The 21,408-nt window shown below is 71.2% G+C and carries 21 protein-coding genes, 1 pseudogene and 1 riboswitch; of the genes and pseudogenes, 12 read left to right on the forward strand and 10 right to left on the reverse strand.

The features are described from left to right. Positions 1-100: 100 nt before the first annotated feature. Complete coding sequence (locus OG214_RS16575; protein WP_405987527.1) at positions 101-1,837, forward strand: precorrin-2 C(20)-methyltransferase; 1,737 nt, start codon at positions 101-103, stop codon at positions 1,835-1,837. Here OG214_RS16575 and OG214_RS16580 read toward each other — a convergent pair. Further along, a pseudogene (locus tag OG214_RS16580) lies at positions 1,837-2,652 on the reverse strand (cobalt-precorrin-6A reductase); the annotation flags it as partial. The gene OG214_RS16575 and the pseudogene OG214_RS16580 sit on opposite strands and share 1 nt — an antisense overlap. An 86-nt stretch (positions 2,653-2,738) precedes the next feature. Between OG214_RS16580 and OG214_RS16585 the strand changes: the two are divergent. Beyond that, a complete protein-coding gene (locus tag OG214_RS16585; protein ID WP_405985156.1) occupies positions 2,739-3,920 on the forward strand; it encodes a cobalt-precorrin-5B (C(1))-methyltransferase in 1,182 nt (393 codons plus the stop codon). Positions 3,921-4,089: 169 nt separating this feature from the next. On the opposite strand, the gene cobM is transcribed toward OG214_RS16585, so the two are convergent. From cobM to OG214_RS16600, 3 genes are all read right to left on the reverse strand, one after another. After that, a complete protein-coding gene (gene cobM, locus OG214_RS16590) occupies positions 4,090-4,896 on the reverse strand; it encodes a precorrin-4 C(11)-methyltransferase (RefSeq protein WP_405985157.1) in 807 nt (268 codons plus the stop codon). Then, complete coding sequence (gene cbiE, locus OG214_RS16595; protein ID WP_405985158.1) at positions 4,893-6,305, reverse strand: precorrin-6y C5,15-methyltransferase (decarboxylating) subunit CbiE; 1,413 nt, start codon at positions 6,303-6,305, stop codon at positions 4,893-4,895. The genes cobM and cbiE overlap by 4 nt, the downstream gene beginning before the upstream one ends. 237 nt (positions 6,306-6,542) lie before the next feature. Beyond that, positions 6,543-7,226, reverse strand: coding sequence for a TetR/AcrR family transcriptional regulator (locus tag OG214_RS16600; protein WP_405985159.1), 684 nt, complete (start codon positions 7,224-7,226; stop codon positions 6,543-6,545). Positions 7,227-7,309: 83 nt separating this feature from the next. Between OG214_RS16600 and OG214_RS16605 the strand changes: the two genes are divergently transcribed. Continuing rightward, positions 7,310-7,945, forward strand: coding sequence for an NAD(P)-dependent oxidoreductase (locus tag OG214_RS16605; RefSeq protein WP_405985160.1), 636 nt, complete (start codon positions 7,310-7,312; stop codon positions 7,943-7,945). Positions 7,946-8,173: 228 nt separating this feature from the next. Here OG214_RS16605 and OG214_RS16610 read toward each other — a convergent pair whose 3' ends face one another. Together OG214_RS16610 and OG214_RS16615 are read right to left on the reverse strand one after the other, a co-directional pair. Then, positions 8,174-8,998, reverse strand: coding sequence for a CbtA family protein (locus OG214_RS16610; RefSeq protein ID WP_405985161.1), 825 nt, complete (start codon positions 8,996-8,998; stop codon positions 8,174-8,176). Between the two features lie 20 nt (positions 8,999-9,018). Beyond that, a complete protein-coding gene (locus OG214_RS16615) occupies positions 9,019-9,243 on the reverse strand; it encodes a CbtB domain-containing protein (protein WP_363079123.1) in 225 nt (74 codons plus the stop codon). 37 nt (positions 9,244-9,280) lie between these two features. After that, positions 9,281-9,449: riboswitch (cobalamin riboswitch) on the reverse strand. Between the two features lie 56 nt (positions 9,450-9,505). Here OG214_RS16615 and OG214_RS16620 point away from each other — a divergent pair. After that, positions 9,506-10,240 (forward strand): histidine phosphatase family protein, encoded by a 735-nt coding sequence (locus tag OG214_RS16620; RefSeq protein WP_405985162.1) that lies wholly within the window; start codon positions 9,506-9,508, stop codon positions 10,238-10,240. Between the two features lie 28 nt (positions 10,241-10,268). Here the strand turns inward: OG214_RS16620 and OG214_RS16625 are convergent, their stop codons facing one another. Then, positions 10,269-10,532, reverse strand: coding sequence for a GlsB/YeaQ/YmgE family stress response membrane protein (locus OG214_RS16625; protein WP_363079125.1), 264 nt, complete (start codon positions 10,530-10,532; stop codon positions 10,269-10,271). Between the two features lie 197 nt (positions 10,533-10,729). Further along, positions 10,730-11,299: a TIGR03086 family metal-binding protein gene (locus OG214_RS16630; protein ID WP_405985163.1), complete on the reverse strand. Its 570-nt coding sequence runs from the start codon at positions 11,297-11,299 to the stop codon at positions 10,730-10,732. Positions 11,300-11,362: 63 nt separating this feature from the next. On the opposite strand from OG214_RS16630, the gene OG214_RS16635 reads away from it, so the two are divergent. The 3 genes from OG214_RS16635 to OG214_RS16645 all read left to right on the forward strand — a co-directional run bounded on the left by OG214_RS16635 (position 11,363) and on the right by OG214_RS16645 (position 13,880). After that, positions 11,363-12,397: a DUF6597 domain-containing transcriptional factor gene (locus OG214_RS16635; protein WP_405985164.1), complete on the forward strand. Its 1,035-nt coding sequence runs from the start codon at positions 11,363-11,365 to the stop codon at positions 12,395-12,397. Between the two features lie 156 nt (positions 12,398-12,553). Then, entirely contained in the window at positions 12,554-13,141 is a 588-nt protein-coding gene (locus OG214_RS16640; RefSeq protein WP_363079128.1) for a GNAT family N-acetyltransferase, read from the forward strand. A 4-nt stretch (positions 13,142-13,145) separates the two neighbouring features. Beyond that, entirely contained in the window at positions 13,146-13,880 is a 735-nt protein-coding gene (locus OG214_RS16645) for a Mut7-C RNAse domain-containing protein (RefSeq protein ID WP_405985165.1), read from the forward strand. An 80-nt stretch (positions 13,881-13,960) separates the two neighbouring features. Here OG214_RS16645 and OG214_RS16650 read toward each other — a convergent pair whose 3' ends face one another. Next, complete coding sequence (locus OG214_RS16650; protein WP_363079130.1) at positions 13,961-14,452, reverse strand: hypothetical protein; 492 nt, start codon at positions 14,450-14,452, stop codon at positions 13,961-13,963. Between the two features lie 87 nt (positions 14,453-14,539). Here OG214_RS16650 and OG214_RS16655 point away from each other — a divergent pair, with 87 nt between their 5' ends. Together OG214_RS16655 and OG214_RS16660 are read left to right on the forward strand one after the other, a co-directional pair. Further along, positions 14,540-14,890 (forward strand): YnfA family protein, encoded by a 351-nt coding sequence (locus tag OG214_RS16655; RefSeq protein ID WP_363079131.1) that lies wholly within the window; start codon positions 14,540-14,542, stop codon positions 14,888-14,890. Positions 14,891-15,144: 254 nt separating this feature from the next. Continuing rightward, on the forward strand, positions 15,145-15,918 hold the full coding sequence (locus OG214_RS16660; protein WP_382861366.1) for an SDR family NAD(P)-dependent oxidoreductase: 774 nt from the start codon (positions 15,145-15,147) through the stop codon (positions 15,916-15,918). 210 nt (positions 15,919-16,128) lie between these two features. Here OG214_RS16660 and OG214_RS16665 read toward each other — a convergent pair whose 3' ends face one another. Further along, a complete protein-coding gene (locus tag OG214_RS16665; RefSeq protein ID WP_363079133.1) occupies positions 16,129-17,322 on the reverse strand; it encodes an RtcB family protein in 1,194 nt (397 codons plus the stop codon). 186 nt (positions 17,323-17,508) lie between these two features. Between OG214_RS16665 and OG214_RS16670 the strand changes: the two genes are divergently transcribed. From OG214_RS16670 to OG214_RS16680, 3 genes are all read left to right on the forward strand, one after another. Further along, positions 17,509-18,462, forward strand: coding sequence for a DUF3558 domain-containing protein (locus tag OG214_RS16670; RefSeq protein ID WP_405985166.1), 954 nt, complete (start codon positions 17,509-17,511; stop codon positions 18,460-18,462). Positions 18,463-18,616: 154 nt separating this feature from the next. Beyond that, entirely contained in the window at positions 18,617-19,375 is a 759-nt protein-coding gene (locus OG214_RS16675) for a DUF3558 domain-containing protein (protein ID WP_382861358.1), read from the forward strand. A 485-nt stretch (positions 19,376-19,860) separates the two neighbouring features. Further along, positions 19,861-21,333 carry a DUF2637 domain-containing protein gene (locus tag OG214_RS16680; protein ID WP_405985167.1) on the forward strand — a complete coding sequence of 491 codons (1,473 nt, stop codon included), beginning with the start codon at positions 19,861-19,863 and terminating at the stop codon, positions 21,331-21,333. Positions 21,334-21,408 lie beyond the last annotated feature (75 nt).

The following is a 21,408-nucleotide window of genomic DNA, read 5'->3' on the forward strand; positions in this document are numbered from 1 at the left end:
CCGTACCGCCGGCACTGGGACCGGCACCGCCACCGCCCGTACCACCAGCACGGACACCGGCACGGACACGGCCACCGGCACCGGCACCGGCACCGGCCGGTTGTACGGCGTCGGCCTGGGCCCCGGCGATCCGTCCCTCATGACCGTACGCGCCGTCCAGGTCATCGCCGAGGCGGATGTGATCGCGTACCACAGCGCACGCCACGGCCGCTCCATAGCCCGTTCCATCGCCGCGGAACATCTGCGTCCGGACCATCTGGAAGAACCGCTCGTCTACCCGGTCACCACCGGCACCACCGACCACCCCGGCGGCTACCGGGGCGCGATGGAGGACTTCTACACCGAGTCGGCCGCGCGTCTCGCCGTACATCTCGACGCCGGACGCACCGTCGCCGTCATCGCCGAGGGCGACCCGCTCTTCTACGGCTCGTACATGCATATGCACAAGCGGCTGGCCGACCGTTATCCGACGGAGGTCATCCCCGGTGTCACCTCGGTCAGCGCCGCCGCGGCCCGGCTCGGCACCCCGCTCGTCGAGGGCGAGGAGGTACTGACGATCCTGCCGGGCACGCTGCCCGAGGAGGAGCTGACGGCCCGGCTGGCCTCGGCGGACTCGGCCGTGGTGATGAAGCTCGGCCGTACGTTTCCGGCCGTACGACGGGCCGTCGAGCGGGCCGGCCGGCTCGCGGACGCGCGGTACGTCGAACGCGCCACCATGAGCGGCGAGCGGACCGGCGCGCTGGCCGACACCGACCCGGACTCCGTCCCGTACTTCTCGGTGGCGGTGCTGCCGAGCCGGGTCGACGCCCGCCCCGCCTCCCCCTCTCCGGACACCGACACCTCCCGCGACACCAGCACCGCCCCGGAGACCGACGCCTCCCCGGAGAGCGGCAGCTCCCCGGAGACCGGTGACGTGGTCGTCGTCGGGACGGGCCCGGCGGGACCGCTGTGGCTGACGCCCGAGACCCGCGGCGCACTGGCCGCGGCCGACGATCTCGTCGGCTACACCACCTATCTGGACCGGGTTCCGGTCCGTCCGGGCCAGCGACGGCACGGTTCCGACAACAAGGTGGAGTCGGAGCGCGCCGAGTTCGCCCTCGATCTGGCGCGGCGCGGCCGGCGCGTGGCCGTGGTCTCCGGCGGGGATCCGGGGGTCTTCGCGATGGCCACCGCCGTACTGGAGGTCGCGTCGGCCGACCCGTACAGGAACGTCCCCGTACGTGTGCTCCCCGGTGTGACCGCCGCCAACGCCGCCGCCGCGCGCGCGGGCGCCCCGCTCGGCCACGACTACGCCGTGCTCTCGCTCTCCGACCGGCTCAAGCCCTGGGAGGTCATCGCCGAGCGGCTGCACGCGGCAGCGGCGGCGGACCTGGTGCTGGCGCTCTACAACCCGGGCTCGCGCAGCCGCACATGGCAGGTCGGCAAGGCCCGTGAACTGCTGCTGGAGCACCGTGCCCCGGACACCCCCGTCGTCATCGGCCGCGATGTGGGCGGGCCGGAGGAGAGCGTACGGATCGTACGGCTCGCCGATCTCGATCCGGCGCAGGTCGACATGCGGACGATCCTGCTGGTGGGCTCCTCGCAGACGGTGACGGCACGACGTGGCCCCGGCAGCGGCAACGGTGACGGCAGGGGCGGTGACGGCAGGAACGGTGACGTCGGCGGCGAGGAGATCGTCTGGACGCCGCGCCGCTACCCGGACGCGCGCCCGGCCGACGGACCAGGCACGCCCGGCGCATCGGACGCACCCGGCACACCCGGCACACCCGGCGCACCCGGCGCACCGGACACGTCGGAGCCGAGCGTCTCAGCGCCGGACCCGCGTCCGGAGAGCTGACGCAGCCACGCGACCGCCTCCGCCACGGTGTCCACCACGGCCACACCCTCGGGCGTCGGCGGACGGCGCACGACGACGACGGGCAGTCCGGCCTCGCGGGCGGCGGTGAGTTTGGGCGCGGTGGCGGCGCCGCCGCTGTCCTTGGTCACGACGGTGTCGACGCGGTGGCGGCGCAGCAGTTCCCGCTCCCCGTCGAGCGTGAAGGGACCACGGTCGAGAATCGTCTCCATACGGGCGGGGTACGGCGGTTCGGGGGCGTCCACGGACCGTACGAGGAACCACAGCTCGTCGAGACGGGCGAAGGCGGCGAGCCCCATCCGTCCGGTGGTGAGGAAGGCCCTGCGCCGCTGCCCGGGGAGCGCGGGCAGCGCCTCGGCGGCCTCCGCCAGCGAACCGACCGAATGCCAGTCGTCGCCCGCGACCGGCACCCACGAAGGACGGCGCACCGCCAGCAGGGGAACATGGGCGCCGGCGGCGGCGAGCGCCGCGTTCCGGCTGATCGTCGCGGCGAAGGGATGAGTGGCGTCGATGAGAGCGTCCACGCGATGCTCGCGCAGCCAGCGCGCCAGCCCTTCGGCGCCGCCGAATCCGCCGACGCGTATCTCCCCCGGAGGCGGTACGGGCCGGGTGACGCGCCCGGCGAGGGAACTGGTGACCCGGACCCCGGGACCGTACGTACCGCCGGGACCGTACGTACCGTCCTGGTTGTACGTACCGCCGTGGCCGTACGTACAGCCGTCGCCGTACAGACTCTCGGCGAGGCGGCGCGACTCGGTGGTCCCGCCCAGGATCAGCACATGGAACGGTTCACTCATCGGCGTTCACTTGGGCGTTCACTCATCGGCGGCAAGTCTTCCCTGGCTGAAGGGGACAACGGACACGGATACGACAAGGGGACCATATGACTGAGGAAACGGGGATGGGAAAGGGGACGGGGGCGGCGGGTGGACGCGGCGCCCAGCTCGAACGCACCGGGCTGCGGCACGGCTGGACGACGGGCGCGTGCGCGACGGCGGCGACGAAGGCCGCGTACACTGCCCTGCTGACGGCGGAGTTCCCCGACCCGGTGACGATCACCCTCCCGAAGGGCCGGACGCCGAGCTTCACGCTGGCCGCCGAGGAACTGGCCGGGAAACCCGCCGCCGACGGACCGGCCGGCGAACGGTCCGGCGCCTGGGCGATGGCCGGAGTGATCAAAGACGCGGGCGACGACCCGGACGTCACGCACGGCGCCCTGATCCGCTCGACGGTACGGCTGCTGCCACCGGGCTCGGGGGTCGTCTTCCGCGCGGGCCCGGGAGTGGGTACGGTCACGCGCCCCGGACTCCCTCTGGAAGTGGGCGAGCCGGCGATCAACCCGGTCCCGCGTCAGCTGATGCGCGCGGAGGTGGCGGAGGTGGCGGAGCGCCACGGCGGTACGGGCGATGTGGAGATAACGGTCTCGGTCGACAACGGCGAGGAGATCGCCCGCTCCACCTGGAACCCGAGACTGGGCATTCTGGGCGGTCTGTCCATCCTCGGTACGACGGGCATCGTGGTCCCGTACTCCTGCTCGGCCTGGATCGACTCCATCCGCCGGGGTGTGGACGTGGCGCGCGCGGCGGGCCGTACACATGTGGCGGGCTGCACGGGCTCGACCTCCGAGAAGACCGTCCGCACCGAATACGACCTGCCCGAGGACGCCCTGCTGGACATGGGCGACTTCGCCGGCGCGGTCCTGACCTATCTCCGCCGCCATCCCGTCCCCCGGCTCACCCTCTGCGGGGGCTTCGCCAAGCTCTCCAAACTGGCCGCGGGCCATCTGGACCTCCACTCGTCCCGTTCCCAGGTGGACAAGTCGTTCCTCGCGGCACTGGCCACGCAGTCGGGCGCGGACGCCACCTTGGCGGCGGAGGTGTCGGAGGCCAACACAGGCCTGGAGGCGCTCCAGTTGTGCCGGTCCCGGGGCATCCCACTGGGTGACATGGTCGCCACAAAGGCGCGCGGCGAGGCACTGAGGGTACTGCGCGGGGCGCCGGTGGTGGTCGACGTCATCTGCATCGACAGGGCGGGCACGGTGGTGGGCCGCAGCGACCCGCGGTAGCTGGGATTCCCGCAGACGCGGGGGACCGGTCGGGCAGTTGGGCGGGCCCCGACGTCACCGGCGTACTCGCGGGCTCGCGGGCTCCTGGGCTCCTGGGCTCCTGGGCTCCTGGAATCCTGGGCTCCTGGAATCCCTGCGTGTGCGAGGGCCTGGCTTTCCGCCCGGCCGTTTACGAGAGGCTCGCGCCGTCCCCAGCCGACTCCACCGGATCGGGCGTCCGCTCGTCCGGCAGACACGGGCGTTCCCTCTCCGACGAGTACAGGTGGCTGTCCGGGAACTGTTCCGCCGCCAGCGCCCGGCCGACCATGATCACGGCCGTCCGCACCACACCCGCCTCCTTCATCTGTCCGGCGATGTCGTCCAGCGTGCCGCGCAGGACCAGTTCGTCGGGGCGGCTGGCCATCGCAACGACGGCGGCCGGGCAGTCCGCGCCGTAGTGCGGAAGCAGTTCCCGGACCACCCGGTCCGCGTATCCCGCCGCGAGGTGCAGTACCAGCAGCGCGCCGCTGCGGCCGAGCGTCGCCAGGTCCTCCCCCTCCGGCATCGGGGTGGCGCGCTGGGCGATCCTGGTCAGGATCACCGTCTGACCGACCGTCGGTATCGTCAACTCACGCTTCAGCGCCGCCGCCGCGGCGGCGAAGGCCGGTACGCCCGGCACCACCTCGTACGGCACGCCCGCCGCGTCCAGCCGCCGCATCTGCTCCGCGACCGCGCTGAAGACGGAGGGGTCGCCGGAGTGCAGCCGGGCCACGTCCTGGCCCTCCTCGTGGGCCCGGACCAGTTCCGCGGTGATCCCGTCCAGATCCATCCGCGCGGTGTCGATGAGCCGCGCGTCCGGCGGGCACTCGGCCAGCAGTTCGCGCGGTACCAGGCTGCCCGCGTACAGACACACGCCGCACGAGGCGAGCCTGCGAGCACCCCGCACCGTGATCAGGTCGGCGGCGCCGGGGCCGGCACCGATGAAGTACACCGTCATCGTTGATCTCCTGAGAGGACATGCGGAGAGCCCGGCCCGGGATCGGGTCCCGGTCCGGAGGCCGACCCGGAGTTCGGCTCGGAGCCCGGCCCGGAGTCCGGCATCGGACCATTGTCCGGACCGAATCCCGGACCCGGACCCGGACCGAATCCCGGACCCGAGCCGAATCCCGGACCCGAGCCCTTTACGACCGACCACTGCGTGACCGGCATCGCCTGCCGCCAGCCCGTGAAACCACCCACCGGCACGGCGTGCGCGACCGCCAGCCGTACCAGTTCGCCGCCGAAGCGGCGGTACCGGTCGAACAGCAGCGCCTCGGACTCCAGCGTCACCGTGTTCGCGACCAGCCGGCCGCCCGCCGGCAGCGCGTCCCAGCAGGCGTCCAGCAGCCCCGGCACGGTCAGCCCGCCCCCGACGAACACCGCGTCCGGCACCGGCAGTCCCGCCAGCGCGTCGGGCGCGCCACCGGTGACGACCCGCAGACCGGGGACGCCGAGCGCTCGCGCGTTGCGTCCGATCCGTTCCGCCCGTACCGGATCCCGCTCCACCGACACCGCGCGGCAGGACCGGTGCGTACGCATCCACTCGACGGCGATCGAACCCGACCCGCCGCCGACGTCCCACAGCAGTTCGCCCGGCGCGGGCGCCAGCGCGCCCAGTGTGGCGGCACGGACATGGCGCTTGGTGAGCTGGCCGTCGTGTTCGTACGCGCTGTCCGGCAGGCCCGGTACGGCGCCGAGCCGCGTCGCGTCCGGTGAGCGCCGGCATTCGACCGCCACGACGTTCAGCGGGTCGCCGGACGGCTCGGTCCAGTCCCGCGCGAGGCCTTCGGCACGCCGTTCCCGTTCCCCGCCGCCGAGTTGTTCGAGTACCTGCATACGGCTCGGCCCGAAACCCCGGTCCCTCAGCAGCGCCGCCACCTCCGCCGGGGTCGCCGCCCCCGCGCTGAGCACGAGCACCCGACGGCCCTCGTGCAGGGCGGCGGCGAGCCGCTCGGTGGGGCGGCCGACCAGGGTGACGACCTCCGTGTCCTCCACCGGCCAGCCGAGCCGGGCGCAGGCGTACGACACGGACGACGGATGCGGCAGGACCCGCAGCACCCCCGCCCCCACCACCTCCGCGAGGGTCCGTCCGATCCCGTAGAACATCGGGTCCCCGCTCGCCAGCACACAGATCCGCCGGCCCGCGTGGGCCGCGAGCACCTTGGGCACGGCGGGCCGCAGCGGCGACGGCCACACCACCCGCTCCGCCGCGCACCCGTCCTCCGGCAGGAGCGCCAACTGCCGCGCCCCGCCGACCACCACCTCGGCCGCCCGCAACGCCTCCCGGCTCACGCCGGAGAGCCCCGCCCAGCCATCGGCACCGATCCCCACGACGGTCACGACGGTCACGGCCGTCACAGCGGTCACCGCGGACACACCGGAAGGGGCGAAGGCGGGGACGGTGCTGCGCTCACTGCGATACACCTCTGAGCTTCTGAGCTGGAGAAAGACCGGCCCCACACTCTACTGTCCCGCCGTCTCCCGCCCCCGACGAGTCCGACGAGCCCTCCGCACTCCACCGAACGGCCACACGCCGGGGAACGACCACACGCCGACGAACGCCCGCACGCCTGCGAACAGCCGTGGACCGTACGCCCGGTTCCGTCACCCGGAACGTCCGCTCCTCGCGTGCGCGGAGGACCCGATCCCCTCCAGCAGGGCCCGTACCGTCTCCCGCGCGAAATCCGTCTCGTCCTCCGGAAGCGGTGCCCCAGCCGGCGGGTCCGGGGCGAAGAACAGGGTCAGGAAGGCCCGGTGGAAACACGCGCCGATCAGAAGCATCGCCGCCGCGTCCGGGTCGAAGGCCGGGGACAGCCGGCCCAGATCCTGTTCCGCCGTCAGATATGCGGCCAGGGAGTGGACGGGCACCTGTGGGCCCGACGCGCTGAGGTCGAGCTTTCCGCGATGGGCCGCGAGGAGATCGGGACTGGCGAAGAGGGAGGCCGCCATCGGGAACGTCCGGCGGTAGAAGAGGACCGCCACCCGCGCCACCTCCTCCAGCTGCTCGGCCACCTCGCCCTCGCCCGCGCGCCCCGGCAGCGCCGCCAGCGCGTCCGTGAAGCGCGGCTCACGCTCGCGCAGGACGGTGACGAAGATCTCCTCCTTGTCGCGGAAGTGCTTGTACAGCGACGCCTCCGAGCACCCCGCCTCCCTCGCGATCTCCTTCGTCGTCGTACGGGTCAGTCCCACCGTGTTCATCAGGCGCGCGGCGGCGTCAAGGATGCGCGAGCGGGTCAGGGCACCCCCCGTCAGGGGCTTGGACGGCGGCGGAGCTGCTTCTGAAGTCATACCGCCATCCTAGCTTTGACAGGTGAGTGAACACTCACCCACTATGGGGAGTAAGTATTCACTCCCCTCGAAGGGGCATGGTCATGAAACTCGCAGTGCTGGGAGCCACCGGCGGCGTGGGACGGCAGATCGTCACGCACGCCCTCGCGGACGGGCATACGGTGACTGCCGCCGTACGGGATCCGTCCCGGCTGAATCTGACGCACGAGAACCTCACGGTGCTCCAGGCCGACGCCCTCGACCCCGCCTCTCTGATCAAGGTCGTCGACGGAACCGACGCCGTCCTGTCCGGCATGGGCCAGCTCGGCCGCCATGACCCGCTCAAGCCCGCCTCCTCCTCCGCCCGCGCGGCGGTCGAGGCGATGACGGCGACCGGAGTCCGCCGGGTCGTCGTCGTCAGCGCCGCGCCGCTCAACCGCGCGGGGACCGGTCAGGCGTGGCTCACACGCCGGGTGCTCACACCCGTGCTCTGGGCGGCTCTCAAGGAGCTGTACACCGACCTCGAAGTGATGGAACGGCTCCTGCGGGAGAGCGACCTGGAGTGGACATCGGTACGGCCGCCCCGGCTGACGAACGCCGCCGGCAGGGGCACTTACCGCCACCAGGTGGGAACGGGCCCGGCCGGCAGTACGATCACCCGCGCCGACGTCGCCCGCGCCATGCTGGATTTCGTGACGCTCCCGGAGACGGTCCGGCACGCCGTCGGCGTCAGCAACTGACGCCCGCCCGACGCCCGCCCTTCTCCGCGCTCATTCCTTCCTTCCCGACGCGGGCTCAGGTCCGGCCTTCCCTACGCGGGCTCAGGTCCGGGTCCGGGCTCGGGCCCGTGCCGGCGAAAGGGATGAGAAGAGCGGAGAGGGGCGGCGGCGGTCGGTACATCGGACGACAGGGACGTCGGCGGACCGGGCGGGCGTCGGCGGACCGGGCGGGCGTCGGCGGACGGAACGTCAGCCGGCAGTCCGTACCGGTGAGGTGACACCGCCGGCGTCCACGCCCGCCGCGGAGACACCCTGGCCACCGGGCCGCAGTACCCGCTCGGCCAGCGCGCCGAAGATCAGCCCGAAGGCCGTCCACAGCAGCGCCTGCACGGCGACCGATGCCAGCCGGAATTCCCAGAGGAGAGCGGCCGGGAAGGTCTCCCGAACGGCATCGGAGTTGCCGGGCAGGACGAGACAGGCGACCGCCACGGCGACGACATATCCCGCGCCGGCGACGACGGACGCGTTCCAATTGCCCAGCTTCGGAGCGAGCCGTCTGCCCGCGATGACGGCGACGACGGCCAGCAGCACGCTGAGCACGATCATCAGGAAGAACAGCGTGGTGCGCTTGCCGATGGTGTCCGGGTTGCCCACCGCGGGCGGGGTCGCCGGATACTTGAGGAACGGCACCAGATAGACCGTGGTGAAGGCCGCTCCCGCGATCAGCGCCGCGGTCGCCCTCGGTCCGAATCCGCCGATCCTGCCCAGACAGACGGAGAAGACCAGCGAGGCGATTCCGCCCAGGGCCACTCCGTACACGAGGACTCCGGTGGCCAGTCCGAACGTCGACTGGACCGGCCTGGTGACCAGTTCCTCCTCCTCTTCTTCGCCGTGCTCGTGCGTCGCTCCCGGTGCGTGCGCCGCCGCCGGTGCCGACTGGGTCTCCTCCAGCGCGATGGAGTCCCGTACGGAGGGCTCACCGGCCAGATACGCCAGCGCGAACGCGAAGAGCCCGGCCAGCACACCCGCGATCATGCCGCGGACCAGGAGAGTTCTGACGGTGGAGGCAAGCATGTGCGTGATCTCCGTCAGCGTCAGTGGCAGGGGAAGCCGAGGAGATGACGGCCGTCGTGCACCCACTCGTGCACACCCTCACCCGAGAACACCGACGTCGCGCCCTGCTCGGCGCCGACGAAGTACAGCAGGACCAGCATCAGCGTGCCCACGAACACCGCCCACGGCAGAACAGCGCGCAGTGGAAGCGGGGTCACCGTGACGCTGACGGGCGAAACGGTCGGCGGGGCTATGGACTCAGCCATGGCGGAACCTCCTTGGGGAACTCGCGTCCCATTCGATGGAGCTCGAACGACGGCCGTCGGGTCTGACTGACCGGGCTCCACCGCGCTGTCACACGGCCGACACCCGGCATACAGTGGCGCGACCGTGCCGGACTCTCACCGGACTTCCGTCCCGCCGTCGTGATATCGACGTGAAGGTACCGCGAACCGGCAGACGGGCCAAGAGGACACCGATCAGCGGCAGGCGTCGAAAGACCGTCGGAACCGGAACGAGGAGAGCCGTATGACGACCCGGGTGATGCTTGTCTCACCGGCCTTCAGCACGGCCCTGCGCGAGGCCCGTTTCCCCGAGCGCACCGACCACGGCGCCACGGACCCGACCCCGGCCCGGGGCGCGGACGCCACTACCGGCACCGCCGGCGTCACCACCGGCACGGGCACCCACTCCGGCGCCGGCGCCGGCGCACCCGACACCGTCGACGCACCCGACACCGTCGACGCACTCGACCCCCTCGGGCTCCGGCAGGCCGAAGCCGTACGGGAGACCTTCCCCCGCGCCGCCGCCCTCTACGTATCCCCCTCGCACCGCTGTCGCCGTACCGCCGAGATCCTGGGCCTGGACACCGAGCCGCTGTCCGACCTCGCCCCCTGCGCGATGGGCCGCTGGCAGGGCAGAACCCTCGATGAGGTCGTCGGCGAGGAACCGGAGTCGGTGGCCGCCTGGCTCTCCGATCCCGCGTCCGCACCTCATGGCGGGGAATCCCTGCTGACCTTCCACACCCGCGTCGGTCACTGGCTGGACGGCCTCGGCTCCGATTCCGGCGAGGACTCGGGCGGACATGTCATCGCCGTGGCGGAACCCGACATCATCCGCGCCGCCGCCGTCCACGCCCTCGGTGCCTCCCCCCAGTCGTTCTGGAGGATCGACGTACAGCCTTTGTGCGTCATCGAACTCAGCGGGCGCGACGGGCGCTGGAATCTGCTCGCCGGCCGTCCCCTGCGCACCGCCGCGCCCTGAGGATCCCCGCACACCCCGACGAAGTCGGTCAGCGGCGCGCCTTGGCCCGGTCGAGCGCGGCGACACCCACCGCCGCCAGACCTATCTGGATTATCCACTCGACCCAGTCAGGACCGTCCGTATTGGCGACCCCGACGGCCGCCGCCAGGGCCGTACCGATCAGGGCCGCGACGATACCGACCACGATCGTCCACAGCACACCGATGTGCTGGCGCCCGGGGACGACGAGCCGCCCCAGCACGCCGATGACGATACCGATCACTATGGCCGTGAAAATGCCGGAGATCTCCATGCCCGCTCCTTCTCACCACACTCGCTGTTGATCGCGGTGTATGTCAGAACGTCTGCCCGCCGAATATGCGTTCAGTCCAGGAGTGCGATAGTTCGCCAGTTCGGTTTGAGGGTCATGGGCGGTGGAAGGGCGAACGTCCACGCGAGATAGCGCACGAGATATCGCGGGAGGTATCGCGGGAGATACCTCGGGAGGCGCTACGCGCGGCTCCAGTGCGGGTCGCGCCCCGTCGCGGCCAGCAGCACCTCGAACGGTCCGGCGTCCTCCGTCACCTCCACCGGCTCCCCGAACACCCCCATCTTCCTCGCCATCGGCGCCAGCGCCGCGAACTCCTCCCCGAGCATCTCGACGAGCGCCGGATCCGGGTCGTACGGCTGCCCCGTCGCCCGCGCCAGATCCCATCCGTGCACGGCCAGATCGCCGAGCACCATCGCACCCACCGTCCTGGCCGGCAGCCCCATGGCCCCCGAGGTGCCCTCATCCGCTCCGGGCGCGTCCCAGGCCGCGACGAGCCGCACGGTCTCCTCGGCGAAGCGCTCGCGCCACTCCCCCGCCAGATGCTCGGGGGCGGCACCGAAATCGGCGTCCTTCTTGGCAGCCAGCGCCTGGAAGTTGACGACGACCTGGAAGAGATGGTCGGCCAGGGCGTGTACGTCGTACTCGTCGCACGGAGTCGGTGCGGCGAGCTGGTCATCGGTGATGCCGCGGACGACGGTGACGGTACGGTCGGCCGCCACCTCCAACAGTTTGCTGATCTTGTCGCTCATGGCCCCGACCGTATGAACCGACCGCTCTCGGCGTCTTGAACAAACGCGACATAGGATCCGTCCATGGCCGGTCCACGGCGTGACACGCGGGGCATCGTCGACGCCCCGGAGCTGTTCGCGCGGGTACGTTTCCGACGCCGCGAACCGGCGCCGGCCCTGCGGCCGTACCTGGAGCACTACTGGCTGATCGACTGGGATCTGCCCCAGCCGTACGTCTCCCATGTCGTGCCGCACCCCTCGGTGAACGTGGTCTTCCAGCGCTTCGGACACGGACCCGACAGCCCGCCCTTCGCCGAGGTCTCGGGCATCGGGCTGGAACTGTTCACCCAGCGGCTCGAAGGCCGGGGCCGGGTGTGCGGGGTGCAGTTCAGACCCGGTGGCTTCCGGCCGTTCGCGCCGCGGTGGCCCGTGTCGGAGTGGACAGGACGGCGGGTGCCCCTCGGCGAGGTCATGCCCACGACGGACGCGGACATCGAGACGGTGCTCGGCCCCGCCGAAGCCGAAGAGTCCGAGAAGGAGATCGGGGAAGAGTCCGGGGAGGAGACCGCGGAGAAGGCCAAGCAGGAGGCCAGGCAGGAGAACGCCAGGGTGGCCGCGCTCGACACGTATCTGCTGGGAGTCGGCCCGCGGCCGGACCCGGGGGCCGACCACGCCATGGCGCTGACCGACCGGATCAGGACCGACCGTACGATCCGGCGCGTCGCCCAGCTCGCCGAGGCGGAAGGGGTCTCCACACGCTCGCTGCAGAGGCTGTTCGCCACCTATGTGGGGGTGGGGCCGAAGTGGGTCATCCTGCGCTACCGGATCCATGAGGCGCTGGAGCGCGCCGAGTCGGACGCGGGCACGGTCACCGGCGAAGGCCCCGAGGCCGACGCCGCCCCCCGCGACGGCTCCAGCTCCGGCTCCCTGTCCAGCCCCGACCCCGATCCCGGCTCCGGCTCCAACTCCGGCTCAGCGTCGGCACCGGACTCCGGCCGACAGGTCGACTGGGCGGAGCTGGCCTCCGAACTCGGCTACAGCGATCAGGCACATCTCGTACGCGACTTCACGGCGACCGTCGGAGTACCGCCGACGGCCTACAGCCGCTCGGGCCTCTGAACCAGCCGCTCCCACGCCCTCCCGGACCGGACCACGTCCCCGCCCCTGCCCTTACCTCTGTGCGGCACTGCCGTAACTTCACGTTCCGCTACGGCGCCGACGGCCAACGCGCCGTTCCCGGCCCATATGTCAGACCCCCGCCCTACAGTGCGTGACATGGAGCGTGACATGGAGATCAAAGCACCGCGCGTACGGCTCGAACCGTGGTCGGAGACCGATCTCGGCCTTCTCCGCGCGGCGAACACGCCGGAAATGATGACCCATCTCGGCGGTCCCGAGACGGAGGAACAGCTTGTCAAACGGCACAGACGGTACGTCGACCTGAGCGCGGACCGGACGGGCAAGGGCCGTATGTTCCGCGTCGTACTGCTGCCGGACGGTGAGGCGGTCGGCACGATCGGGTTCTGGGAGAAGACCTGGCAGGGACAGGAGGTGTACGAGACGGGCTGGGGCGTCCTCAGCGCGTTCCAGGGACGGGGCATCGCCGCCGCGGCGACGGCGGCCGTCGCGGAGAGGGCGCGCGCCGAGAAGAAACACCGCTATCTGCACGCCTTCCCTTCCGTCGACAATCCGTCGTCGAACCGACTGTGCCGCAGGGCCGGTTTCTCCCTCCAGGGCGAATGCGACTTCGAGTTCCCGCCGGGGAATGTGATGCGCTGCAACGACTGGCGGCTGGACCTCGACGCCGACCCGCCGCCGACCCGGAATGCCCTGGCCCGCTGCCCTCCTCCAATGACATCCTGACGGCGTGAACGGACCGGAGATCCAGATCAGCTTCGCCTCTGAGCTGCGCTTCTTCGTGGCGGCCGAGCGGCGCCAGGGACGTACGGCCGTGGTCACCGACGGCAAGTCCACACTCGGCCACGCGGTCGAGTCGCTCGGCGTCCCGCTCACCGAGGTCGGGCGGCTGCTCGTCGACGGCCGCGAAGTGCCCGTCGCGCACATCCCCGCCGCGGGCGAATCGATCGAGGTGCAGGCCGTGAGCCGGCCGCAACGCGTGCCGGGCGCGCCCCTGCGCTTCCTGCTGGATGTCCATCTCGGCACGCTCGCGCGGCGGCTGCGGCTCCTGGGCGTCGACGCGGCGTACGAGAGCGAGGACCTCGGGGATCCGGCGCTGGCCACCTTCTCCGCCACGGAGCGCCGCGTGATGCTGTCCCGTGACCGCGGGCTGCTGCGGCGGCGCGAGATCTGGGCCGGGGCGTATATCTACAGCGACCGCCCGGACGACCAGCTCCGGGACGTACTGGAGCGCTTCGCGCCCGCCCTCGCGCCCTGGACACGCTGTACCGCCTGCAACGGCGAACTGGGCCCCGCCGACAAGGACTCCGTCCAGGAGCGGCTGGAACACGGCACACAGCGTTCGTACGACGTCTTCGCGCAGTGCCGGACGTGCGGCCGGGTGTACTGGCGGGGCGCGCACCACGCCCGGCTGGCGGCGATCGTGGAGGCGGCGGTACGGGAGTTCGGCAACGCGGCCGCGTAGCCACAGGGCGGGCAGGTCGGACGGGGCGGGCAGTCGTAGCGGAGGCGACGGCGCGTCCGCGCGGATCGCCGTGCCGGAGTTCAGAAGACGTACCGGTCGCCCGTGTCCGGGACCAGCACCCGGTGCTGATGGTTCTCGGGGTTGCGGTCACTCGCGCCGCCGCTCCAGGCGGTGTCGATCCGGACGACCACCTCGTCCGGCCGCCCGACCGTCCTGAGGTCGACCGTGATCTCCGGGCCCCGTCCGAGCGCGCGGAGGTGACCCGTACGGCACAGCACCACCCGCTCACCGCCCCAGAGACAGGCGGACGGCAGTGAGAGGTCGTGCATCAAAGGGGCCGAGAAGTGCAGTCGTACGGTCGCGTCCGTCAGCCCGGACGGCCCGTGGTTCCCGGTCTGGATCCGAAGCGTCAACTCGCCGCCCCACAGCGACACATGCCCGTGGTGCGACAGATCGGCCTCCGGCTCGACGGCGCCGGAGACCCGGGAAGCACCGGCACCAGGACCCGCCCCTGTCATGACCACCGTGGCCGCGGACACCACTACCAGCAGCGCGTTACGCATGACACCCATGAGGGGAACATACTGATCATCGCATCGCAATAGCGATAAATCGTCACCCCGGCGCGTCTCCGATCACCCGCATGGCACGCTGTTCGCATGCTCGTTCTCCGCTCCGCCGCTCTCTTCCTGCTCGCCGCGGTCTTCGAGATCGGCGGCGCCTGGCTCGTCTGGCAGGGAGTGCGCGGTGACGGCACCGGAGGCGGCCGGGGGTGGATCTGGATCGGCGCCGGGGTCATCGCCCTGGGGGCGTACGGCTTCGTCGCCACGCTCCAGCCCGACGGTGAGTTCGGCCGCATCCTCGCCGCGTACGGCGGGGTCTTCGTCGCCGGTTCGATCGCCTGGGGCGCGGTCGCCGACGGCTACCGCCCGGACCGCTGGGACATCACGGGAGCGTTGGTGTGTCTGGCCGGTATGGCGCTGATCATGTACGCGCCCCGCGGCCACTGAACCGACCGGCGGCCTCACAGCCCCGCGCACGGCTCACACCACGGCCCCGCGCACGCCCCCGCCCCGGCCCCGGGCACGGCTCACGCCCTGCCCGCCACTCCACGGGCACAGTTCACTCAAGGTCCACACTTCGCACGGTCCGTGCTCCGGCGCGTCCGCACTCCGGCGCGGTCCGCGCTCCGGACAGACAGCACGTCGGCCCGTACCCCTGCCTATCCTGGCCCCACATCGATCACACGCGCGAGGAGTACGTCATGACCGCCGCGGGGACCCCCATCGCCGTCATCACCGGAGCGAGCAGCGGCATCGGTGCCGCCACCGCGCGGCAGCTCGCCGCGGCCGGCTACCACGTCGTCGTCACCGCCCGCCGCAAGGACCGTATCGAGGCGCTCGCCGCGGAGATCACCACAGCGGGCCATCTCGCCACCGCCTACACCCTCGATGTCACCGACCGCGCGGCCGTCGACGCCTTCGCCGGCGAACTCGGCCGCTTCCCCTCCCTGAACGTCCTGGTCAACAACGCCGGCGGCGCGCTCGGCGCCGACCCGGTGGCCACCGGCGACCCGGCCGACTGGCGTCAGATGTACGAGACGAACGTCATCGGCACGCTCAATCTCACCCAGGCCCTGCTGCCCGCTCTCACGGCGAGCGGCGACGGTACGGTCGTCGTCCTCTCCTCCACCGCCGGTCACAGCACCTACGAGGGCGGCGGGGGCTATGTGGCCGCCAAACACGGCGCCCATGTCCTCGCCGAGACCCTCCGCCTGGAAATCGTCGGCACCCCGGTCCGGGTGATCGAGATCGCCCCCGGAATGGTCAGGACGGAGGAATTCGCCACCACCCGCTTCCGCGGCGACACCGAGAAGGCGGCGAAGGTCTACGCGGGTGTCGCGGAGCCCCTCACCGCCGACGACGTCGCCGACACGATCACCTGGGCGGTCACCCGTCCCAGCCACGTCAACATCGACCTCCTGGTGGTCCGCCCCCGCGCCCAGGCGTCCAACACCAAGGTCCACCGCGAACTCTGATCACTCGCGCGGAAACAGAACGGCGCAGAGTAGAACAGAGCGGAACAGAGCAGAACGGAACGGAACTGACCAGAACGGCCCGAGGCCAGGGATCACCCTCCCGGCCTCGGGCCCGACGACCACCAAAGTGAGCTTCCCGTGGCCCGCCGCGAGCCGAACGCGGTCGCCCCTCCCCTCTTCAGCCCCTCCGCCCCTCCGTCCTTCTGTCCCTCAGCCCTTCACACAGATGAGCTGCTTCAGCTTCGCCACGACCTGCACCAGGTCCCGCTGCTGATCGATGACCTGCTCGATCGGCTTGTACGCGGCCGGGATCTCGTCCACCACACCCTCATCCTTCCGGCACTCCACACCCCGCGTCTGCTCCTCCAGGTCCCGCGTGGAGAAGCGGCGCTTGGCCGCGTTACGGCTCATCCTCCGGCCCGCGCCGTGCGAGGCCGAGTTGAACGACGCCACGTTCCCCAGGCCCTTCACGATGTACGAACCGGTCCCCATCGAGCCCGGGATGATGCCGAAGTCCCCGCTGCCCGCACGGATCGCGCCCTTCCGCGTGACCAGCAGATCCATGCCGTCGTAACGCTCCTCCGCCACATAGTTGTGGTGGCAGGAGATGACCGGGTCGAAGGTCACGCCGGCCTTCTTGAACTCCTTGCGGACCACGTCCTGGAAGAGTCCCATCATGATCGCGCGGTTGTACTTCGCGTACTCCTGCGCCCAGAAAAGATCGTTCCGGTACGCCGCCATCTGCGGGGTGTCCGCGATGAAGACGGCCAGGTCCCTGTCGACCAGACCCTGGTTGTGCGGGAGCTTCTGGGCCTCGCCGATGTGATGGTCGGCCAGTTCCTTGCCGATGTTCCGCGATCCGGAGTGGAGCATCAGCCAGACCGAATCCGACTCGTCCAGGCAAAATTCCACAAAATGATTGCCCCCGCCGAGCGTTCCCATCTGCTTCGTGGCACGCTCCTCGCGGAATTTGACCGAATCCGCCACTCCGCCGAACCGCTCCCAGAAGTCGTCCCATCCCGCCGTCGGGAACCCGTGGAGCCTGCCCGGGTCCACCGGGGTGTCGTGCAGGCCGCGGCCCACCGGGATCGCCTGTTCGATCTTGGAGCGGAGCCGGGAGAGGTCGCCCGGCAGGTCGTTCGCCGTCAGGGACGTCTTCACCGCCGACATTCCGCAGCCGATGTCCACGCCCACCGCCGCCGGGCAGACCGCGCCGTGCATCGCGATCACCGAGCCGACCGTCGCGCCCTTGCCGTAGTGGACGTCCGGCATGACGGCGAGGCCCTTGATCCAGGGCAGGGTGGCAACATTGTGGAGCTGCCGCATCGCGCCCTCGTCGACCGCCGCGGGGTCCGCCCACATACGGATCGGGACCTTCGCGCCCGGTATCTCTACATACGACATAACCCCTCGATTCCCCCGAAAGTCTGAATAACGCAAAAACCGGAACCGGGACCGTCAAAGGAGACAGCCGACCAGCGTCGACGGCGGTGCGTGCGATAGACATTGTGTCCATCGACCGTCATCCGGCGGCAAGCAGTTTTCGCGCGGAACCCCGCGCGGAACCCGTACAGAAGGGAGCCCGGGACCGTGCAGCCCAAGGCGCGACACGCGTACCTACCCGGCCTGGCGGCGCTCCTCGTGGCGGTCGTCGCGGGTTGCTCCGGCGGCGGCGCGGACGGCGGCTCGGCCGCCGACCCCAAGGCGGGCAGCCCCACCACCGCCACCGCGGCCGCCCCCGGCAAGTACCGCACGCTCCGCGAGCCCTGCGGCGCCGTACCGCTCTCCATGCTCAAGGATCTGCTCCCCGGCGCGGCCTCGCTCCCCGAGGACCAGCAGACGAAGGTGTACGGGGGCACGGCCGCCGTGACGTACGACACGGACCGCCGCGTCGGATGCAACTGGAAGGCCGACGGCGCGGACGCCTCCCACCAGCTCGTGATCGATCTGGAACGCGTGGTGTCGTACGACCCGGCCGTGAGCGACGACGACCGCGCACAGGAGGTCTACACGAGGAAGGAGACCTCCGCCGCCCTGCCGTCACCGAGCGGCACGGACACCGGAACCCCGCCCGGTACGTCTGGTACGTCCGGTACGCCCGGCGACTCGTCCCCCGACACCGGGTCGGCCACCGGACCGGCCACCGATCCCAAGGCCGGCGGCGATCCCGGCAACGGTACGAATCCGAACACGACGACACAGACCGGCGCCTCCTCCCCGGCCGCTCCCTCCGGCGGCGCCTCGGGGTCGCCCGGTACTCCCGTCACTCCCGGATCGCCTTCCGAGACCCCGCCCGCCGAGGGCCTGGAGCCCCGCCTCCTGGACGGCCTCGGCGACGCCGCGTTCCTGAACGACGTCCTCGCGCGCTCCGGCTCGGCCGCCCAGCACCGGACGGTGAGCGTGGTGTTCCGCACATCCAATGTGATCGTGACCGTCCGGTACACCGAGCAGCCCGCGCTCACCGCCTCGGTGCCCGACAGCGCAGAACTGCAGGACAAGGCCCGGACACTGGCCAAGAGGCTCGCCGAGGAGCTCGACGAGTAGCGGCCCCCGTCCGCGCCTCGGACCGCTCCTCGGCCGGGCACGGACTCCGGATCCAGGACCCGCGGCCCCGGCTCGCCGGTTACCGTGGCCGATCGGACCGTACGACGAATGACCGTGCGCCGAATGACCGGACGAATGACCGACTGAAGGAACCATGCACCGATCAGCCTCGCGACTCACCCGCATACTCGCCTGCGCAGCCGTTCCGGTGATGCTCGTCGTCGCCGGCTGCTCCTCCGACTCCGGCGACAAGAGCGACGCCGACGGCTCCGCCACGAGCCCGACCGCCCAGCCGTCCGCGACCGTCGCCCCCGCCAAGTTCACCGGGCTGCCCGACGCCTGCGCGACGATCGGCCGCAAGACGATCGACTCGCTCGTGCCGAAGGCCAAGGTCAAGGGCGGTACGGCCGGCAAGTCCAGCGATATCGCCGCGCGTGCGAGCTGCTCCTGGAACGGTCTGGACGACAACGGCGTCAAGGGCTCGCAGTACCGCTGGCTCGATGTCTCCCTCACCCGGTACGACTCCGACGTGACACTCGGCAGCGGCGCCAAGCGCGCCACCGAGTACTACACGAAGGAGGTCGCCGGGGTCCAGGGGACGGAGGGCGCCAAGGAGCTCAAGGCGACCCCGTCGACCGGTATCGGCAGTGAGGCGACGACCGTCACGTACTCGCTCAAGAAGACCGACGAGGACTTCTCGTACGCCACGGTCGTGGCCCGTACGGAGAACGTCGTCCTGACTCTGACCTACAACGGCGCGGGGTACGCGGGCGCGAAGTCGCCCAGCATCGCCGATATGTCGAAGGACGCGGTGAAGACGGCGAAGGAAGTGGTGGCCGCGGTGTCCGCCGGGTCCGGGCAGACACCCGCCACGGGGGAATCCGCCGCCCAGGAGACCGCCAAGGCCAAGTAGGCACGCGGCCGTACGGGGTGCGGATACGGGATACGGGGTGCGGGGTACGGGGGTGCGGGGCCGCCCACGAGGGGACCTGTGCGGTCTTCTGGACGGCACCTGCGCGGTCCCGCCTGTTCCTGCCTCGCGGTCCCGCCTGTTCCTCGCGGTCTCGCGGTCTCGCGGTCTCGCGGTCTCGCGGTCTCGCGGTCTCGCGGTCTCGCGGTCTCGCGGTCTCGCGGTTGCGAAACGAACCCCGGAGTTCCGGAACAGCTCCCCCACGCAGGGCGTTTTCTCCGCTTTTCCACGTAGCACGGCCCTCTTCGGCGGGCCCCGCTACGCTACCCGCGCCACGTCATGCGTACACATGTGCCAGGCTGTGCCCGCCGGATGTCGGGCCGTCGGGTACCGGTTGTCGAGTACCTGACCGGCTGTCCGACGTCGAACACGGCGTCACCAGGCGCCGCACGGCGTCATAAGGAGTCGAATACGGGAGGGGATCGCGGGTGGCCGCGATGCAGCTCACACGCACGCACCGGATACTCATCGGGGTCGTGGTCTTCGGAGCGGTCATCATCGCCGCGATCGGCTTCGCGGGGTCCTACGCCGCTGTACGCGAACTCGCGGAGGAGAAGGGCTTCGGGCAGTTCTCACTGGTCTTCCCGATCGGTATCGACGCGGGCATCTGCGTCCTGCTCGCGCTCGACCTCCTGCTGACCTGGATCCGTATCCCCTTCCCGCTGCTGCGCCAGTCGGCGTGGGTCCTGACCACCGCCACCATCGCCTTCAACGGCGCGGCGGCCTGGCCGGACCCGCTGGGCGTCGGCATGCACGCGGTGATCCCCCTCCTCTTCATCGTCTCCGTCGAGGCCGCACGGCACGCGGTCGGCCGGATCGCGGACATCACCGCCGACAAGCACATGGAGGGCGTACGGCTCACCCGCTGGCTGCTCTCGCCCGGCCCCACGTTCATGCTGTGGCGCAGGATGAAGCTGTGGGAGCTGCGGTCGTACGAACAGGTCATCAAGCTCGAACAGGACCGGCTCATCTACCAGTCGCGCCTCCAGGCGAGGTTCGGCCGCAACTGGCGCCGCAAGGCCCCCATCGAGGCGCTGATGCCGCTACGGCTCGCCAAGTACGGCGTACCGCTCGCGGACACCGCGCCCTCGGGTCTGGCCGCCGCCGGTATCGAACCGGTGCTGCTGCCGCCCGCGCCCCCGATGGCCGAACTCCCGCAGGGCCGGGGCGAGATACCCGCCGACGCCCAGCCCCAACCCCAGCCCCAGCCCCAAGCGCAGGCTCAGCCCCAAGCGCAGGCCCAAGCCCAGGCGCCGGCACCCATACCCGGGCAGCAGCAGGTCCAGTCGCAGCAGAACGGGCAGGGCCAGCAGCCGCAGCCCCCGTCACAGCAGCAGCCCCAGCCACCACACCAGCAGCAGCAACAGCCCGACGCTGAGGCCCAGTTCCCGCCCCAGCTCCCGAACCAGGCCGGCAACGCCGGCCACACCAGCCCGTGGTTCGCCGCGCCGCAGGTGCCGGAAGGCGCGTACGAGGGCGCCTACAACCCCACCTACGTCGAGGGCCTCGAACCGACACCGGTGATGATCCCGTCCGGCCCCGGCCGCAGCCGCCCGCTCGGCGGGGTGCCCGTACAGCGCGCGCAGGAACAGCCCCAGCAGCAGGCCGAGCCGGCCGGCACCGACACACCCGGCGCCGACCAGGAGCCGTCGGAAGAGCTGCCCACCCCCAGCCTGCCCGACGACGTCTCGCGCGAAGAGGCGTACTACGGAGCCTTCCGGAAGTACATCAGCGAGAACGGCGGCTTCCCCAACGCCCGCCAGTTCGGCCTCTACCTCGTGGACCTCTACGGCATCACGGGGCGCAACGGCGGCCCGCTGACCGAGAGTGCCCTGCGCCCCTACCTGCGCGACTTCCCCTTCCGCTACCAGGCGGAGCTGGACTCCGAGCACATCGCGTAGCCGGAAGAGCACGTCGCAGCGAAACGGCAGAGCCCGGAGCCAAGAGCTCCGGGCTCAGGACTCCGGGCTCAGGGC

This window comes from Streptomyces sp. NBC_00872, from assembly GCF_045161915.1.
Lineage (GTDB): Bacteria > Actinomycetota > Actinomycetes > Streptomycetales > Streptomycetaceae > Streptomyces.

What these genes read in the sequence shown, in the direction of transcription:
- OG214_RS16585 (WP_405985156.1), top strand. Translation starts at nt 2,739, where the DNA reads ATGACTGAGGAAACGGGGATGGGAAAGGGGACGGGGGCGGCGGGTGGA.
- cobM (WP_405985157.1), bottom strand. Translation starts at nt 4,896, where the DNA reads ATGACGGTGTACTTCATCGGTGCCGGCCCCGGCGCCGCCGACCTGATC.
- OG214_RS16600 (WP_405985159.1), bottom strand. Translation starts at nt 7,226, where the DNA reads ATGACTTCAGAAGCAGCTCCGCCGCCGTCCAAGCCCCTGACGGGGGGT.
- OG214_RS16605 (WP_405985160.1), top strand. Translation starts at nt 7,310, where the DNA reads ATGAAACTCGCAGTGCTGGGAGCCACCGGCGGCGTGGGACGGCAGATC.
- OG214_RS16610 (WP_405985161.1), bottom strand. Translation starts at nt 8,998, where the DNA reads ATGCTTGCCTCCACCGTCAGAACTCTCCTGGTCCGCGGCATGATCGCG.
- OG214_RS16615 (WP_363079123.1), bottom strand. Translation starts at nt 9,243, where the DNA reads ATGGCTGAGTCCATAGCCCCGCCGACCGTTTCGCCCGTCAGCGTCACG.
- OG214_RS16620 (WP_405985162.1), top strand. Translation starts at nt 9,506, where the DNA reads ATGACGACCCGGGTGATGCTTGTCTCACCGGCCTTCAGCACGGCCCTG.
- OG214_RS16625 (WP_363079125.1), bottom strand. Translation starts at nt 10,532, where the DNA reads ATGGAGATCTCCGGCATTTTCACGGCCATAGTGATCGGTATCGTCATC.
- OG214_RS16630 (WP_405985163.1), bottom strand. Translation starts at nt 11,299, where the DNA reads ATGAGCGACAAGATCAGCAAACTGTTGGAGGTGGCGGCCGACCGTACC.
- OG214_RS16635 (WP_405985164.1), top strand. Translation starts at nt 11,363, where the DNA reads ATGGCCGGTCCACGGCGTGACACGCGGGGCATCGTCGACGCCCCGGAG.
- OG214_RS16640 (WP_363079128.1), top strand. Translation starts at nt 12,554, where the DNA reads ATGGAGCGTGACATGGAGATCAAAGCACCGCGCGTACGGCTCGAACCG.
- OG214_RS16650 (WP_363079130.1), bottom strand. Translation starts at nt 14,452, where the DNA reads ATGGGTGTCATGCGTAACGCGCTGCTGGTAGTGGTGTCCGCGGCCACG.
- OG214_RS16655 (WP_363079131.1), top strand. Translation starts at nt 14,540, where the DNA reads ATGCTCGTTCTCCGCTCCGCCGCTCTCTTCCTGCTCGCCGCGGTCTTC.
- OG214_RS16660 (WP_382861366.1), top strand. Translation starts at nt 15,145, where the DNA reads ATGACCGCCGCGGGGACCCCCATCGCCGTCATCACCGGAGCGAGCAGC.
- OG214_RS16665 (WP_363079133.1), bottom strand. Translation starts at nt 17,322, where the DNA reads ATGTCGTATGTAGAGATACCGGGCGCGAAGGTCCCGATCCGTATGTGG.
- OG214_RS16675 (WP_382861358.1), top strand. Translation starts at nt 18,617, where the DNA reads ATGCACCGATCAGCCTCGCGACTCACCCGCATACTCGCCTGCGCAGCC.